General features: G+C 72.6%; 16 protein-coding genes. 7 read left to right on the forward strand and 9 right to left on the reverse strand.

All coding sequences use genetic code 11. The features are described from left to right. The first annotated feature begins 33 nt into the window (after positions 1-33). Entirely contained in the window at positions 34-369 is a 336-nt protein-coding gene (locus HQQ85_RS13130; protein ID WP_173183014.1) for a hypothetical protein, read from the forward strand. Positions 370-411: 42 nt separating this feature from the next. Here HQQ85_RS13130 and HQQ85_RS13135 read toward each other — a convergent pair whose 3' ends face one another. Genes HQQ85_RS13135 through HQQ85_RS13150 form a run of 4 tightly spaced genes read right to left on the reverse strand, consistent with a single transcriptional unit; the run spans position 412 to position 4,332 of the window. Then, positions 412-1,215, reverse strand: a complete 804-nt coding sequence (locus HQQ85_RS13135; protein WP_173183015.1) for an ABC transporter ATP-binding protein — start codon at positions 1,213-1,215, stop codon at positions 412-414. Next, positions 1,212-2,264, reverse strand: coding sequence for a FecCD family ABC transporter permease (locus HQQ85_RS13140; protein WP_371741895.1), 1,053 nt, complete (start codon positions 2,262-2,264; stop codon positions 1,212-1,214). The genes HQQ85_RS13135 and HQQ85_RS13140 overlap by 4 nt, the downstream gene beginning before the upstream one ends. Further along, positions 2,261-3,307, reverse strand: coding sequence for a FecCD family ABC transporter permease (locus HQQ85_RS13145; RefSeq protein ID WP_371741896.1), 1,047 nt, complete (start codon positions 3,305-3,307; stop codon positions 2,261-2,263). The genes HQQ85_RS13140 and HQQ85_RS13145 overlap by 4 nt, the downstream gene beginning before the upstream one ends. Continuing rightward, positions 3,304-4,332, reverse strand: a complete 1,029-nt coding sequence (locus HQQ85_RS13150; protein ID WP_173183016.1) for an iron-siderophore ABC transporter substrate-binding protein — start codon at positions 4,330-4,332, stop codon at positions 3,304-3,306. Before HQQ85_RS13150 ends, HQQ85_RS13145 begins: the two co-directional genes overlap by 4 nt. A 149-nt stretch (positions 4,333-4,481) precedes the next feature. On the opposite strand from HQQ85_RS13150, the gene HQQ85_RS13155 reads away from it, so the two are divergent. The 5 genes from HQQ85_RS13155 (at position 4,482) to HQQ85_RS13175 (ending at position 8,580) form a co-directional block, all read left to right on the forward strand. Next, positions 4,482-5,555 (forward strand): hypothetical protein, encoded by a 1,074-nt coding sequence (locus tag HQQ85_RS13155; protein ID WP_173182971.1) that lies wholly within the window; start codon positions 4,482-4,484, stop codon positions 5,553-5,555. After that, a complete protein-coding gene (locus tag HQQ85_RS13160; protein WP_173183017.1) occupies positions 5,552-6,331 on the forward strand; it encodes an ABC transporter ATP-binding protein in 780 nt (259 codons plus the stop codon). Before HQQ85_RS13155 ends, HQQ85_RS13160 begins: the two co-directional genes overlap by 4 nt. Beyond that, positions 6,328-7,572: an ABC transporter permease gene (locus HQQ85_RS13165; RefSeq protein WP_173183018.1), complete on the forward strand. Its 1,245-nt coding sequence runs from the start codon at positions 6,328-6,330 to the stop codon at positions 7,570-7,572. Before HQQ85_RS13160 ends, HQQ85_RS13165 begins: the two co-directional genes overlap by 4 nt. A gap of 160 nt (positions 7,573-7,732) precedes the next feature. Then, positions 7,733-8,152, forward strand: coding sequence for an Asp23/Gls24 family envelope stress response protein (locus HQQ85_RS13170; RefSeq protein WP_173183019.1), 420 nt, complete (start codon positions 7,733-7,735; stop codon positions 8,150-8,152). Further along, entirely contained in the window at positions 8,149-8,580 is a 432-nt protein-coding gene (locus HQQ85_RS13175) for an Asp23/Gls24 family envelope stress response protein (RefSeq protein ID WP_173183020.1), read from the forward strand. The genes HQQ85_RS13170 and HQQ85_RS13175 overlap by 4 nt, the downstream gene beginning before the upstream one ends. An 86-nt stretch (positions 8,581-8,666) precedes the next feature. Here HQQ85_RS13175 and HQQ85_RS13180 read toward each other — a convergent pair whose 3' ends face one another. The 5 genes from HQQ85_RS13180 to HQQ85_RS13200 all read right to left on the reverse strand — a co-directional run bounded on the left by HQQ85_RS13180 (position 8,667) and on the right by HQQ85_RS13200 (position 13,246). Beyond that, positions 8,667-9,092 (reverse strand): hypothetical protein, encoded by a 426-nt coding sequence (locus HQQ85_RS13180; protein WP_173183021.1) that lies wholly within the window; start codon positions 9,090-9,092, stop codon positions 8,667-8,669. A 101-nt stretch (positions 9,093-9,193) separates the two neighbouring features. After that, positions 9,194-9,763: a hypothetical protein gene (locus HQQ85_RS13185; protein WP_173182972.1), complete on the reverse strand. Its 570-nt coding sequence runs from the start codon at positions 9,761-9,763 to the stop codon at positions 9,194-9,196. A gap of 83 nt (positions 9,764-9,846) precedes the next feature. Further along, positions 9,847-11,256 carry an L-serine ammonia-lyase gene (locus HQQ85_RS13190; protein ID WP_173183022.1) on the reverse strand — a complete coding sequence of 470 codons (1,410 nt, stop codon included), beginning with the start codon at positions 11,254-11,256 and terminating at the stop codon, positions 9,847-9,849. A 188-nt stretch (positions 11,257-11,444) separates the two neighbouring features. Beyond that, positions 11,445-12,404, reverse strand: coding sequence for an alpha/beta hydrolase (locus HQQ85_RS13195; protein ID WP_173183023.1), 960 nt, complete (start codon positions 12,402-12,404; stop codon positions 11,445-11,447). Next, positions 12,401-13,246: an alpha/beta fold hydrolase gene (locus tag HQQ85_RS13200; protein ID WP_173183024.1), complete on the reverse strand. Its 846-nt coding sequence runs from the start codon at positions 13,244-13,246 to the stop codon at positions 12,401-12,403. Before HQQ85_RS13200 ends, HQQ85_RS13195 begins: the two co-directional genes overlap by 4 nt. A gap of 131 nt (positions 13,247-13,377) precedes the next feature. Between HQQ85_RS13200 and HQQ85_RS13205 the strand changes: the two genes are divergently transcribed. Next, the gene (locus HQQ85_RS13205; RefSeq protein WP_173183025.1) at positions 13,378-13,950 is read left to right on the forward strand and encodes a TetR/AcrR family transcriptional regulator; all 573 of its coding nucleotides are present in this window, start codon (positions 13,378-13,380) and stop codon (positions 13,948-13,950) included. Positions 13,951-13,965: the final 15 nt, after the last annotated feature.

Here is a 13,965-nt window from a genome sequence, read left to right on the forward strand (position 1 = left end):
CGCACCGCCGCGCCCGCGCGTACGGTCTCGGGCATGAAGCACGTGACCTTCGCCGACAAGTCCCTCCTCGTGGGTGACGACGCCGCTGACACCCTCACGGAGTACAGCGCCGCCGTCGCCCGTCATCACACCGCCGACACCGTGACCCTCACCGCCTACGGCTGGGACGGTGCCGACGTCGAGGCGACCTTCGTGCTCGACCAGGGCACCGTGCTGATGGCCGAGAGCACCCCGTCGTCGCTGCCGGAGCCCGACAACGACGAGGTCGTGCGCGAGATGCGCGAGAAGCTGATGCGCCTGTCGTCACCGAATCCGGTGGAGCCCGACGACACGACGATGCCCCCGAGCTACGAGGAGCTCGACCTCTAGGCGAGACCTTTCCGCGCGACCTCTAGGCGAGGTCGGAGCCCTTCAGGCCACCACGTGGTGCCGCCCGAGCGGCAGCATCAGCGGCTTCCCCGAGGTGGGGTCGGCGATGATCCGGTTCTCCAGTCCGAAGACGGTGCGCACGACGTCCTCGGTGAGCACCTCGGCGGGGGTGCCCGCGGCGTGCACCCGCCCGTCGGCGAGCGCCACCAGGTGGTCGGCGTAGCGCGCGGCCAGGTTCAGGTCGTGCAGCACCATCACGATCGTGGTGCCGCGCGTGCGGTTGAGGTCGGTGAGCAGGTCGAGCACGTCGATCTGGTGACTGACGTCGAGGAAGGTCGTCGGCTCGTCCAGCAGCAGCAGGTCGGTCTGTTGCGCCAGCGCCATCGCGATCCAGACCCGCTGGCGCTGGCCGCCCGAGAGTTCGTCGACGGGCCGGTCGGCGAGCGCGACGGTCTCGGTGGCCTCCAGGGCGGCGGCGACTGCGGCGTCGTCGGCGGCGTTCCAGCGGGCGAACAGGCTCTGGTGCGGGTGCCGCCCCCGGCCCACGAGGTCGGAGACCGTGATGCCCTCGGGCGCGATCGGCGACTGCGGCAGGAGACCGAGGGTGCGCGCGAGCTCCTTGGCGGGCATCCGGTGCACCTGCTTGCCGTCGAGCAGCACCTGGCCGCCCTTCGGCGCGAGCAGCCGCGACATCGAGCGCAGCAGCGTCGACTTGCCGCAGGCGTTGGCGCCCACGATGGCGGTCACGGCGCCGGGCGGCACGGCCAGGTCGAGGCCGTCGACGACGGTGCGGTCGCCGTAGCCGAGGGTGAGGTCGGCGGCGACGAGGGTGTGGCCACGGGTCACAGCGAGCCTCCTGAGCGATTCGAGCGGATGATCAGATACACCAGGTAGGGAGCGCCGAGCACTCCCGTGACCACCCCGACGGGGTAGCGCGTGCCGAACGCGAACTGGCCCACGAAGTCGGCCACCACTACGAGCAGTGCGCCCACGAGCGCCGCGGGCACGAGCAGGGAGCCGCCCGGCCCCACCAGCCGCGCCGCGATCGGCCCCGAGAGGAACGCGACGAATGCGATCGGCCCGGCCGCGGCGGTGGCGAAGGCGATCAGGCCGACGGCGGTGATGATCACGATGAGCCGAGTGCGGTCGACGCGCACGCCGAGCGCCGAGGCGGCGTCGTCGCCGAGCTGCGTGACGGCGAGGTTGCGGCCCTGGCCGAGCAGCACGGGGGAGAGCAGCGCCACGGCCGCCAGCACGGGCAGCACCTGCGGCCAGCTGGTGCCGTTCAGGCTGCCGGTGAGCCAGCGCATGGCCTCCTGCAGGTCCCACTGCGCGGCCTGCGAGAGCACGTAGGCGGTGACGCTGTCGAGCATCGCGGCCACGCCGATACCGATCAGGATGAGCCGGGTTCCGGCGACTCCGCTGCGGTACGAGAGCAGGTAGATCAGCAGCGCCACGGCGAGGCCGACGACGATGGCGAACACCGAGACCTCGGTGGCGCCGAGCGACAGGGTGACGATCGCGAAGGCGGCCGCGGCGCTGGCGCCCGAGCTGATGCCGATGATGTCGGGGCTCGCGAGCGGGTTCCGCAGCATGGTCTGGAAGGCGACGCCGCCGAGCCCGAACGAAAGCCCCGCCAGTACGGCGAGGGCGGTGCGCGGCAGGCGCAGGCGGCCGACGGTGAACGAGGCGCCCGGCACGTCCTGCCCCAGGATGACGCCGATCACGTCGGCGGGCGGGTAGAAGGTGCGGCCGGCCATCAGACTGACGGCGGCCATCACGGCGATGAGCAGGGCGAGCAGCACGATCACGGTGCGGCGGCGGCGGGCTCTCGTGGCGCGGCCGTGCTGCACCGCATCCGTCGTCGATGTCGGGGCGCCGTCGAGCAGCGTCACAGGCTCTTCACCTTCTGCCGGCGCACGATCGCGATGAAGAAGGGCGCCCCCACGAGGGCGGTGATGATGCCCACGTCGATCTCGGCGGGGCGCGCGACGACGCGGCCGAGGATGTCGGCGGCGGTCAGCAGGCAGGCGCCCACGACGGCCGAGAACGGCAGCAGCCAGCGGTGGTCGACGCCGACCAGCAGCCGGCAGGCGTGCGGCACGACGAGGCCGACGAAACCGATCGGCCCGGCGATCGCGGTGACGGCGCCGCAGAGCACGACCGCGCCGAGGGCTGCGCCGCCCCGGGCCAGGGCCACGCGCTCGCCGAGGCCGGCCGCGAGCTCGTCGCCGAGGGCGAGCGAGTTGAGCCCGCGCGCCGAGAGCAGGCAGATCACGAAGCCGGCGACCACGAACGGCAGCACCTGCTGGATGCTCGCCGCGGTCGCCCCGCCCACGCCGCCGATCTGCCACGAGCGCACGCTGTCGGAGATGTCGCCCCGCGGCAGCACGATGGCGCTCGTGAACGACACCAGCGCCGCCGAGGTGGCCGCACCGGCGAGCGCGAGCTTCAGCGGGGTCGCCCCGCCCCGGCCGAGCGAGCCCACCACGTAGACGAAGACGGCGGCGATCGCGGCGCCGGCGATGGCCACCCAGATCTGGGCCGAGGCGCTCGCCAGGCCGAAGAAGGCGATGCCGGTCACCACGGCGAGCGACGCGCCCATGTTCACGCCCAGGATGCCCGGGTCGGCCAGCGGGTTGCGCGTGACGCCCTGCATCACGGCCCCCGACACGGCCAGGGCGGCCCCCGCCAGCACGGCGAGCAGGGTGCGCGGGATGCGCGTCGCGACCGCGGCCCGGTCGAAGCCGTCGGTGGCGCCGCCGAGGGCCGCGACGATGTCGTCCCAGCCGACTTCGCGCGACCCCACGGCGACGCTCGCCGCCGCGAGCGCCACCAGCACCGCGGCCGCGATCAGCAGCCAGAGCGCACGCAGCCGTCTCGGGCGCCGCACGACGGCGGCTCCCGAGACGGCGGGTGCGAGGCTGGTCGAGGTCACGCCTTGTCGGCGGCCTCGGCGAGCAGTGCCAGGTAGTCGTCGAGCACCCACGAGATCGACAGCGGCGTGGGGTTCGCGGCGGTGCCGAGCGGGCTGGTGCCGGGCAGGGCCACGATGGCCTTGTTCGCGACGGCGGGCATCTGCGACAGCAGCGGGTCGGCCTCGAGCGCGGTCAGCAGCTCGTCGCCGCCGTAGGTGACGATGATGTCGATGTCGGTGAACGCGTCGGCCTGCTCGGCGCTCTGCGTGAGGGCGAAGAGGTCGGTCGTCGCCGAGGCGGTGGCGATGCTCTCAGGGGTGGTCAGACCGAGGTCGTCGAAGAACATCGCCCGGGTGTCGTGGGTCGTGTAGAAGCTGACCTCGCTGAGGTCGGCGGTGTCGACGTGGGTGAGGAACGCGGCCGAGGTGCCCTCGAGCTGCGGGTACTCGGCGGCGGCGTCGGAGATCTGGGTCTCGAGGTCGGCGATGAGCTCCTCGCCCTCGGCCTTCTTGCCGATGGCCTCGCTGTTCAGCTCGATCATCTCGCGCCACGGGGTGCCCCAGGCGGTCTCGGGGTAGGCGACGACCGGGGCGATCTCGCTCAGCGTGTCGTAGTCCTCCTGCGTGAGGCCGGAGTAGGCCGCGAGGATCACGTCGGGGTCGGTGTCGGCGACCGCCTCGAAGTCGATGCCGTCGGTCTCGTCGAAGAGCACGGGGGTCTCGGCGTCGAGCTCGGTGAGCTTCTCCTCGACCCAGGGCAGCAGGCCGTCGCCGTCGTCGTCGCCGAAGTTCGCGGCGGCCATGCCGACGGGCACCACGCCGAGGGCCAGCGGCACCTCGTGGTTCGCCCAGTTCACGGTGGCCACGCGCTCGGGCTGCGTCTCGATCACGGTGGTGCCGAGGGCGTGCTCGATGGTGATCGGCTGGAACGCTCCGTCGGTGGAACCGGAGTCGGTCTCGGCTGACGAGGAGGACGAGCAGGCGGCGAGCGAGGCGGTGAGCAGGGCCGCCGTGGTGAGGGCGGCGAAGCGCGTGGCGCGGGGCATGGAGGTGCCTTTCGGTGGGATGCAGGAGGGTGCAGATCTGCGCTGCTGTGACGGCGCATTAGGATTGCCTAACCAAACTACGGGAGCCGACGGTCCGATTGCAAACCCCCTAGGATTCGATGCGGGGGACAGGAAGGTACGACGTGGGTGTGGCGAGGAAATGGGTCTTCCCGGTCATCCGGATCATTCTGATCGCGGTGATCGCAGTGGCTCTGGGCAAGCTGGCGTTCTTCCCGGACAAGCTGGCCGAGGCCGATCCGGCGGTGCCCACGGGCGCGCTGGTCGAGCCGACGGTCGCCGTCGCGCGGGGCACGATCACGAACGACGTCGTGCTCGACGCGACCGTCTCGGCCGACCCGGCGGTGCCGGTGAAGTCGACCGCCGCGGGCGCCGTCGACGAGGTGTTCGCCGCGGTCGGCGCCTCGATCGCGGCCGGCGACGTGGTGTTCGACGTGAAGGTCGAGATCGAGCGCGACCCCGGCGAGACGGTCGACGCCGAGGGCAAGCCGCTGCCGGCGATCTTCCGCTACGAGCAGGTGCTCGCGCCCATCACGGGAACGCTCAGCTCGCTCGGCGTGATCCCCGGGCAGACGGTCACGATCGGCGAGGCCGCCGGGCAGATGGCGCCGCCGACCTACTCGGTGTCGGGCTCGCTGCAGCCCGCGCAGCAGTACCGCCTGGTGAGTCAGCCGACCGAGGCGTCGGTGGCGATCACCGGCGGGCCGGCTCCGTTCACCTGCACGGGGCTGAGCATCCGCACGCCGCTGGCGGGGGCCTCGGACGGCGGTTCGGGCGGGAGCGGTGGGGGCGTCACGGGCGGCGCGACCGACGGCGGTGGCGGCTCGGGCGGCGGTGGAGCATCCGGGAGCACCACCACCGTGAGCTGCCCGGTGCCCGACGGTGTCACCGTGTTCCCCGGGCTCGCCGCTCAGCTGACCATCGCGGGCGGCAAGGCCGAGAACGTGCTGGTCGTGCCGACCACGGCCGTGCGCGGCGCCGCCCAGACGGGCGCCGTCTGGGTCGTCACCGCCGACGGCGCGAACGAGGAGCGGGCCGTCGGCCTCGGCCTCAGCGACGGCAGCACGGTCGAGATCACCGGCGGGCTCGCCGAGGGCGACACGGTGCTGCAGTTCGCGCCGGGCGCGGCAGCCGTTCCCGCCGACGGCATGGAGGGCTGCACCACGCTGCCCGACGGCAGCGGCGTCTGCGGACCGGTCTCGTGACCCTGCTGCACCTCGCGTCGGTGACGCGCACGGTGCTGCCCCCCGACCAGCCGGCGCTGACCATCCTGAACGGCGTCGACCTCGACGTGGAGGAGGACGACCGCATCTCGGTGGTCGGGCGCTCGGGCTCGGGCAAGTCGACGCTGCTGAACCTGCTGGGCCTTCTCGACACCCCCACCAGCGGGGTGCTCGAGTTCGCCGGGCGGCCCGTGAAGGACTACTCCTCGGGCGAGCGGGACCGGGTGCGCGGGCGCGAGATCGGCTTCGTCTTCCAGCAGTTCAACCTGCTGCCCGGGCGCACCGCGCTGGAGAACGTGATCATGCCGCTGCTCTACGCCGAGGGCCGGCAGTTCTGGCGGCGGCGGGCCATCGCGGCCGAGATGCTCGAGGAGGTGGGGCTCGGGCACCGGCTCGAGAGCCTGCCCGACCGGCTCTCGGGCGGAGAGCAGCAGCGGGTCGCGATCGCGCGCTCGCTCGTGCGCGGGCCGCGGCTGATCCTGGCCGACGAGCCGACCGGGGCGCTCGACCTCGACACGGGGCAGAGCGTGATGGAGCTGATCGACGAGGTCGCCGCGCGCACGAATGCGGCGCTCGTGGTGATCACGCACGACCCGGCGATCGCCGAGCGGTCGCGGGACCACTACCGGCTCGATCACGGGGTGCTGACGCGGGTGGGGGCTGGTGTCGGTGCGGATGCGGGTGCCGGCGTGGGTGCCGGCGCCGCGGCTGAGGCCGTTGCTGGGGCTGGGGCCGGGACTGGGGCTGGGGCCGCATGAGCCGCCTGCTGACCGGGCTGCTCGGCGCGGTGCTCGAGGCGTGGCAGGAGCTGCGCATCCACCGCACCCGCGTGCTGCTCTCGCTGATCGGCGTCGCCGTGGCCGTCTGCTCGCTCACCACGGTCGTGGCGCTCGGGGGCATCCTGCAGCAGTCGACCGCCGAGTTGAGCGAGCGCCAGAGCGGACGGCCGGCGACGTTGTACGTCTCGGCCTACCGCGACGACGGCGGGCAGGTCGACGCCGAGACGCTCCAAACGGCGTGGACCGAGACCGTCTCGCGCTACGGCATCGACTACGCCAGCCGCGTGGTGAACGCCTCCGTGCCCGTCGACTCCCCGAACGGGGTGCTCTCGGTCGGCACCCAAGCAGTCGACCAGCCCTACGGCGAGATGCACCGGGTGCGCATCTCGGAGGGGTCCTGGTTCAGCGCCGACGACGACGAGCAGCTCGCGCCCCGCGTCATCGTCAACTCGGTGTTCTGGGACTCCCTCGGGCAGCCGGCGCTCGACGCGCATCCGCTGCTCTCGCTCGGCGGCGACGACGGCACGACGGCGGTGATCGTGGGGGTCTACCCCTCGGCCGACTGGGAGACCGAGCCGGCGATGTTCATGCTCGCCGACCAGCTCGCGGCCTTCCAGCAGGCGGATGCGGGGGCGGGCGCAGCGACGGACCCCTTCGCCGGGTCGTCGGTGCAGTACGAGCTGTGGGTGCCGACGGGTGACTGGGAGGCGCTCGCCGCGGCGGTGAAGCGCGACCTCGCGGCGGCGGTCGGAGACGGGGCGACGGTGGACGTGCAGCGGCAGGACGCCGCTCAGTACGGCGACGACCCCTTCCTCGTCACGCAGATGATCGTCGGCGGCATCGCCCTGCTCGTGCTGCTGCTCGGTGCGCTCGGGCTCGTCAACATCGCGCTCGTGACGGTGAAGCAGCGGGTGCGGGAGATCGGCATCCGCCGCAGCTTCGGGGCGACCGCCGGGCGGGTGTTCTTCGCCGTGATGATGGAGAGCGTCGTCGCGACGATCGCGGCGGGCGCCGTCGGGGTGGCCGCGGCCATCCTGATCGTGCAGAGCCCGATGGTGCACGACCTCGTCGGTCAGGGGCTCGTCACCGACTTCCCGCCGTTCCCGGTCGACGCGGCGGTGCTGGGGCTCGTGGCGGCGTCGGCCGTGGGGGCGCTGGCGGGCATCCTGCCGGCGCTCGTCGCGGTGCGCGTCAAGGTCATCGACGCCATCCGCTACTGAACGCCCGGCTGCATTGAGCCCCTGGTCGCACTGAGCCCGGTCGCGCATCCTCTCTGAATGCTCCCTGGGTGCGTATGCGATCGTCGATCCCGACCACGTCTCATCGGTGAAGACCCGCTTCGGAGCCTCCACCCGGGAGGCCCCCACCCAAGGAGAGATCATGACCGACACCACCACCGCCAAGCACTCCACCACCGCCTCGAAGGGCAGCAACACCATCGCCGACGGCGTGGTCGAGAAGGTCGCCGGCATCGCCGCGCGCGAGGTCCACGGCGTGCACGACCTGGGCGGTGGGGCCGCTCGGGCCATCGGCGCCATCCGCAACGCCATCAACGCGCAGGACCGCGGCCAGGGCGTCAAGGTCGAGGTCGGCGAGCGCCAGGTCGCGGCCGACATCACCGTCGTCGCCGAGTACCCCGTCGACCTGCAGAAGCTCGCCGACGAGATCCGCGCGAGCGTGGGCGACGCCATCACCACCGTGGTCGGCATGGAGGTCGCCGAGATCAACGTGACGGTCTCCGACGTGCACATCCCCTCCGACGACGAGGGCGACGACGCCGCCGAGAGCCGCGTCGCGTGACCTCACCGACCGCCGCGGGCCGGCACGTCGAGCCGATCGACCTGAGCCAGGTGCCCGCGCCGGCCGGGGTCGAGCCCGACCCCGCCGAGATCCTGGCGCGCACCGTCGCCGACACCGCCCTCGGCGTGAGCGGCGTGCACCGGCTCGACACCCCCTTCGGGCGGGCCGTCGACGCGGTGCGCCGCTCGGCCTTCGGGTCGGCCTCCTACCCCGGCGTCGCGATCTCCCGGCGTGACGACGGCCTCGCGATCTCGGTGTCGCTCGTGGTCGAGTACCCGGCGAACGTCACCGAGGTCGCGCAGACGGCCCGCACCCAGATCGCACACGCGGTCGGGCAGCTGCACGAGCATCCGGCCGCCGTCGACGTGACGATCACCGACGTGCACGGCCCGTTCGACGCGACTACGAGCACCGGGTCACCGGAGTAATCGGGCGCCGTACGCTCCGGACGAATAATCGGCACCACGGCGACCACTATGGCGGCGGAGGGCCGGAAACGGCCGGAGCGTACGGGTCAGGCGGGGAGCAGGGTGACGGGGGCGTGCTCCTGGCGGGTGACGCCGTCGATGACCGCGAAGCCGCGCACCTCGGGCTGGGAGTCGAGGCAGAGGGCGGGCTCGGCGAGGTCGAGCGTGACGCAGACGGCGCCGTCGGGGTAGGTGACCTCGGCGTCGTCATGCCGCCGCTCGAGGTCGCCGCAGCGGCTGAACACATTCACGGACTGCGGCTCGAACACCGCGTAGAGGGTCACCCGGCGGCCCGCCCCGTCGCGCAGTGCGTCGACCCCGAGCGTGACGGCCTCGACCCGGCCGGCGGGCAGCACGTCGGAGAGGGCGAACGTCAGCACCAGCCGGTCGTCGACCGCCGTCTCGACGAACGCGCCCAGCATCGGCCAGCCCGCCCAGTCGGTGCCGCGCCCGTCGGCCTCGCGCTCCCGCATGGCGCCTCCTCCGCGTGTCCGCGCCGGCGCCCGTGTCTCGGCCACCGTCTGCGTCCACCGTCGCCCCGATGGGCGCCACCGCTGAGGGGCTTGACAGGCGCCTAGACGGCGGGCCGCAGCTCCAGCTCGTCGCGGAAAGTGAGCGGGTTCTGACCCGGGAGCGTGATGTCGAAGGTTCCGGCGATCACAAAACCGTCGATCTCCCGGTTGTCGGCCGCCCAGGAGAAGTAGACGCCCAGGTAGACCGTGGTGGCCTGGGGAAGTTGGAGGTTGTTGGCGACGAGCACGAGCGGTTCAGCGCCCGGGGTCGAGGCCAGGACGAACGGGAGGTTGTTCACGGGGACCTCGGCGTTGCTGGTGCCGCCGACGGGCGCGGTGTCGGTCAGATCGCCGTCGAACGCCATTGTGACGACGCCCGTCGTCGGGGTGAGACCTGCCAAGGTGAGCACAGCGGAGTCGGCCACCACCGCCTGACCGGAATTCGTGATCGCGATCACACCCAGCACCATGGTCTCGTCGGGGAGCTCGAGGTAGGCGGCAGCGAAGTCGACCGTGATCGTCGTGCTGGCGGCGGCCGCCGGGGCACCGACGGCGACCGCGATGACCGGCACCGACCACGCGGCTCCGGCGAGCACGGTGCGGCGGTCGACGGGCGTGGTGGGGAGGGCCATGGCGTCAGCCTAGAGACAGGCGGGCCCCGGATGCTCGCCCCCGACCGGGGCAGGGCCGGGCGGCAGCACAGCCGGCGGCAGCGTCAGCAGTTCGGCACGTTCACCGCGAGACCGCCGCGCGCCGTCTCCTTGTACTTGCTCGACATGTCGGCGCCGGTCTCGCGCATGGTCGCGATCACCTGGTCGAGCGAGACGTGGTGGGTGCCGTCGCCCCAGAGCGCCATCTTCGCCGCGTTGACGGCCTTGGCGGCGGCGAGGGCGTTGCGTTCGATGCACGGCACCTGCACGAGCCCGCCGATCGGGTCGCAGGTGAGGCCGAGGTTGTGCTCCATCGCGATCTCGGCCGCGTTCTCGACCTGGCGCGGGGTTCCGCCGAGCACCGCGGCGAGCCCGGCCGCCGCCATCGACGACGCTGAACCCACCTCGCCCTGGCAGCCGACCTCGGCGCCCGAGATCGAGGCGTTGCTCTTGTACAGCGCCCCGACGGCCGCCGCCGTCAGCAGGAACTCGGTGACGATGCCGCGGTGCGCATCCTGAACCTGCGAACGCGGCGTGTAGTGCAGCGCGTAGTACAGCACCGCCGGGATGATCCCCGCCGCCCCGTTCGTCGGCGCCGTTACGACCCGCCCGCCCGAGGCGTTCTCCTCGTTCACCGCGAGGGCCACGAGGTTCACCCGCTCCTGCCAGAACTCGGGCCGCCGCTCCGGGTCGACCACGTCGAGGTGCGCGTGCAGCACCCCGGCCCGCCGCCGCACGTTCAGCCCGCCCGGCAGCACGCCGGTGCGCGTGAGGGCGTTCCGCCAGCACGCGTCCATCGCCTGCTCGATCGCGACCAGTCCGTCGTCGAGGGCTGAGGCCGTGCGCGTCGCGAGCTCGTTCCGCCGCACCACCTCGGCGATCGACAGCCCCGTCTCGTCGCAGCGCGCGAGCAGCTCGTCGCCCGTGGCGAAGGGCAGGGGCACCGGATGCTCGTACCGCCCGCTCGCGCCCTCGTCATCGCCCTCGCGCAGCACGAACCCGCCGCCGACCGAGTAGTACGTCTCGGTGACGAGCGCCGCGCCCGCCGCATCGACGGCCGAGAGCGTGAGCGCGTTCGGATGCCGCGGCGCGATCGTCAGCGGCCGCAGCACGAAGTCGCTCACTGCGCACCGCACCGAGCACTGCCCGGCGAGCAGCACGAGCCCCGAGGCGCCGATCGCGGCGAGCCGCTCCTCGGCCTCCGACGGGAGCGTTGTGTCGGGCCGCAGCCCCTCGAGCCCGAGCTGGATGGCGCCGAAGGTGCCGTGTCCCGACCCGGTCGCCGCCAGCGACCCGAAGAGCGTCACCCGCACCTCGGCGGTGGCGTCCAGCACAGCGGGGGAGAGGGAGCCGGCGAAGGCGTTCGCCGCGCGCATCGGGCCGACCGTGTGCGAGCTCGAGGGCCCGAGACCGATCGTGAAGAGGTCGAAGACGCCGGCCAGTCGTGGCGGCGTCGCCGTGGATGATCCGGTCATCGCGCACTGCTCCTTCGTGCCCGGCGTCGTGTGCCGGGCGCTCCGGCCGCGCGGGGTGGGCGGGCGCGGAGTCGTTCGACTGTACCCGCGCGCCCACCCCCGATCAAGACCGGAATCCGCGTGCCGCCCCGCGTGAGGCGGCGTGCGCAGGGGCCGGATGCGACCGCCGCCGCATCCGGCCCCTGATCTCACCGCGAGAGCCGCCGCCGCACCCACTCGCCGCGGGTGCGCCGGGCCGCCCGGGAGAGCTCGGCGTCGGGCGCCAGCAGCTCGAACAGGTGGTACCCACCGGGCCAGACGTGCAGCTCGGCGTCACCGCCCGCGGCCCAGATCGCGCTCGCGTAGGCCACGTCCTCGTCGCGGAACACCTCGGCGGACCCCACCTCGATGTACGTCGGCGGCAGCCCTGCGAGACTGTCGGCGCTCGCTGGGGACTCGTACCGGCTGAGCGTCGCGAAGTGCCGGCGTTCACCGAGCAGGAAGTTCCAGCCGGTCTCGTTGCTGGTGCGATCCCAGATGCCGATGCCGTCGATCTGCTGGGCGGAGACCGAGTCGTTCTGCTCGTCGAGCATCCCGTACATGATCACCTGGCCGGCGAGGGCGGGGCCGCCGCGGTCCCTGGCCATCAGGGTGATGCCCGCCGTCAGCCCGCCACCGGCGCTGCCGCCGATCGTGAGCAGCCGCTCGGGGTCGATGCCGAGCTCCGCGGCGTGCTCGGCCGTCCAGAGCAGCGCGGCGTAGCTGTCCTCCAGCGCAGCGGGTGCCGGATGCTCGGGGGCCAGCCGGTACTCGACGGTCACGACCACGGCATCCACCTGCTCGACGTAGTCCAGCACCGGCTCGACGCCCACGAAGCGGTCGCCGAAGATCATCCCGCCCACGTGGGTGAAGAAGAACCCGGGACCGGTGGTGTGGCCGGGCCGGCTGAACACCGAGATGAGGAGCTCGGGTGCGCCGTCGGGCCCCGGCACGCTGATCTCGCGGTGCTCGAGGTCGCGCTCGGCGAGCAGCTGGTCGAGCGTCTTCGTGAAGCCCGGGCCGCGGAGCGCCTGGAGGTGCTCCGGCAGCAGGGTCGGACTGATCGACTGGTTGACGACGTCGAGCACGACTTTCAGCTCGGGGTCGAACGGGGGAGCGGAGATCGTCATCGTGCACCCGCCGCCCGCTCGATCAGCTTCGCCACGTCGGCGGGCTTCTCGAGCATCGAGAGGTGATCGGCCTTGACCTCGACCACGGTTCCGCCGGCGCGCGACGCCATGGCGCGCTGGCCGTCCGCCGGGATGACCCGGTCCTCGGTGCCGATCAGGAAGAAGCTCGGAAGCGACTTCCAGGCCGGGGCGCCGGACGGCTCCTGGAGGGCACCGCCCGCGATCGGCCGCTGCGAGGCCGCGAGGACGGCGGCGTCATGACGGTCGAGGTGCGCCGCGAACGCGGCCGCGAAGCCCGACCGCTTCACGTAGAGGTCGGGGTTCCCCGTGGGCAGGTTCGGGTCCTGCACCGCGTCGAACACCTCGCTCGGGTCGGCGGCGAGGGCCGAACCGGGCACCGCCCCCGCGAGCTGCACGATCGTCTCGCCCTGATCGGGGGCGAACGCGTCGATGTAGGCGAGTGCGGTCACGCTGGGGGTCTGCGCTGCGGCGTTGGTGATCACCGCGCCCCCGTAGGAGTGGCCGACGAGAACGACCGGTCCGGTGGTGGCCTGGTTCACGAACGCGGCGACGGTTCCGGCGTCGGCGGCGAGGCCGCGCAGCGGGTTCGGCGCGGACAGCACCGTGTAGCCGTCCTTCTGCAGGCGGGCGGTCACCGGGGCGAAGCTCGAGGAGTCGGCCCAGGCGCCGTGCACCAGCACGATCGTCGGCTTGGCGGAGGGACGAGCGGTGACGTCCGCGGCCGCAGCAGGGGCTGCGGCGGCGAGACCCGTCAGCGCGGCGACCGCGGTGACAGCGGCGGCGAGCCCCAGGGAGGAGCGCCGCGGGCGAAGGAGTGACATGGTGTGCCTTTCGATTGGTAGAACGATCGGTCGTTCTTGTTAAAGAATGCACTATTGATAATGCCTGTCAAGCGAATTCGCGCGAATTGGCTGGGTAGATATACCGTTCGTTCTTGTGTATGATCACGGGCATGCCTGCACGCACCCGCGACTCCCTGCCGCCTCGCCAGCACCTGCTCGAGGTCGCCGCCGAGCTGTTCTACCGCGAGGGCATCAACTCGGTCGGAATCGACCAGATCGTGCGTGAGGCCGGTGTCACCCGGGCCACCCTGTACCGGCACTTCCCCGGCAAGGAGGCGCTCGTCGTGGCCTATCTGCAGCGCGAGGACGAGCAGCTCCGCGCCGTCTTCGCGCAGGGCGAAGCGCAAGCGGTGTCACCCGAGCACATGCTGGAATCTGCTCTCGAGGGCATCGCCGACGACGCGACGCGTCATCATCAGCGGGGCTGCCCGTTCATCAACGCGGCCGCGGAGTTCCCTGACGCCGACAGCGCCGTGCGCCGGGTCGTGGCCGACCACCGGGCTTGGTTCAAGGAATCGCTCGTGCGCTACTTGGGCGACGCCGGCCGGCCCGAACCGGCCGAGACGGCCGACGCCCTCGGCATCCTGCGCGACGGGGTGCTGATCGGCAGCTATCTCGACGACTCCGCGAGGGTGCGCCGCGCCTTCCTGCGAACCGCGCGGCCTCTCGCCGGGCTCTCCTGAGGAGGCCGCGCGGGG

It is taken from the genome of Herbiconiux sp. VKM Ac-2851 (genome assembly GCF_013205105.1).
Lineage (GTDB): Bacteria > Actinomycetota > Actinomycetes > Actinomycetales > Microbacteriaceae > Herbiconiux > Herbiconiux flava.